Source organism: Micromonospora sp. DT4 (assembly GCF_049841675.1).
Lineage (GTDB): Bacteria > Actinomycetota > Actinomycetes > Mycobacteriales > Micromonosporaceae > Micromonospora.
Window position 1 is genome coordinate 1 of record NZ_JBNCKT010000262.1, and the last position, 1,904, is coordinate 1,904.

A 1,904-nucleotide genomic window follows, 5' to 3' on the forward strand; every position below is an offset into this window, starting at 1 on the left:
ACCTCCACCGACCACAGCGGTAGCCAGCAGCACGCGCCTGGCTTGTCGTCTGCCACGGGCCAGCACACCGGCGATAGCGTGCAGGTGCAATGGTCTCTCGACGGGCGCACACTAAAACGCGACGGCGAAGAGGTGCGCAAACTCGGAAACAAGGCCGCCAAACTACTTCGACTTCTTATCGAAAAGCGCGGCACGGACGACGAATTCGTGACACGCACCGAGGTCAAGAGTGTGTACACGGGCCCCACACCGCCCAGTACGGCTATCGGCAACGTACGGAATGCATTAGAGGAAAAGGAATTATTTCCGAAGGGTTCGTGGAGGATAGAATCCGGCGGGGATGGAGTGGGTTGGCGTCTTGTCGGTTTGTGGAATGTGCAGGTTGCGTCTGGCGGGGCCGAGGTTTCTGTTAGTGCCGCTGCCGCTACTGTCGGGCAGGGTGTTGTCGCTCCTGCGCAGGCGCAATGGTCTCTTGCCGGGCGTGAACTAAAACGCGACGGCGAAGAGGTACTCAAACTCACAGAAAACGACGCCTCAGTACTTCGACTTCTTATCGGCAGGCGCGGCACGGCCGACGGAATCGTGACGCACGCCGAGATCGAGAGTGCGTACGAGGGCATCTCAAAGCCCAGTACGGCTATCGCCTGCGTGCGGAGAGCATTAAAGGAAGCGGACTCATTTCTGAAGGGTTCGTGGGAGATAGAATACGACGGGCGTGAACCAGGTTGGCGTCTTGTTGGTTTGTGGAATGTGCAGGTTGAGCCTGGCGGGGCCGAGGCATCTGGTAGTTCCGCTGCCGCTGGGCAGGATGTCGACGCTCCTGTGTGGGCGGACGCGCCACTAGGCTTGCTGGGTGCGATGGATGTCGACGCCGTCGGGGATTACGGGTTCAACGATGAGATAGGGTCGGATGTTGGGCTGGCCGGTGGCGGCTTGTGGGGAAATTGGTTGCCAACGGCTGAGGGGATGTCGGCGGCGATCGGTGCCGGTTCGGTCATGTATCCACCGGACGGCCCTGATGTCCTCATGCAGACCACCGATATACCCCAACTCGGCCTTGACGACGGCGTCTGGGGCTCTGGCGCCAGCCAGTATCCCGTCCACGACGGCTTCGAGCCGGACATGCTGGCCCCGCCACTGTCGGGGCCGGCTCTGCCCGGCGACGTGCAGGGCAGTGTCCAGCCGCCGCTTCGCACCGAGTCGGCATCCGATCAGCCGTACGCGTCGACCTCCACCCAGCACAGCGCCGGGCACCTGGCTTTTGATGCTGCCGCTGCCCCTGCTGCTGCCGGGCAGGATGTCGACGCTCCTGCGCAAGCACAATGGTCTCTTGACGGGCGTAAACTAAAACGCGACGGCGAAAAGGTGTGCGAACTCGGAAACAAGGCCGCCTCAGTACTTCGACTTCTTATCGACAAGCGCGGCACGGCCGACGAAATCGTGACGCACGCCGAGATTAAGAGTGCGTACAAGGGCTCCTCACATCCCAGTATGGCCATCCAAGTCGTGCGGATAGCATTAAAGCAAGCGGACTCATTTCTGAAGGGTTCGTGGGAGATAAAATACAGCGGGCGTGGTTGGCGTCTTGTTGGTTTGTGGAATGTGCAGGTTGAGTCTGGCGGGGCCGAGGCATCTGGTAGTTCCGCTGCCGCTGCCGGGCAGGATGTCGTCGCTCCTGTGTGGGCGGACGCGCCACTAGGCTTGCTGGGTGCGATGGATGTCGACGCCGTCGGGGATTACGGGTTCAACGAGGGGCCGGCTCTGTCCGGTGACGTGCAGCGCAGTGTCGAGCCGCCGCTGCGCACCGGGTCAGCATCCGAGATCCATGATGGCGGCGATAGCCAGAGCGCTGGCGGCACCGCGTCCGGGTTCGTCCAAGGCCGAAGGAGCAGACTCCGCGAGTT

The 1,904-nt window shown here is 62.0% G+C and carries 1 protein-coding gene; it reads left to right on the forward strand.

Annotated features, from left to right (window positions below; translation table 11 throughout):
- On the forward strand, positions 1-1,904 hold a 1,904-nt coding region (locus ACLQ24_RS29475; RefSeq protein WP_425895003.1), incomplete at both ends, for a hypothetical protein.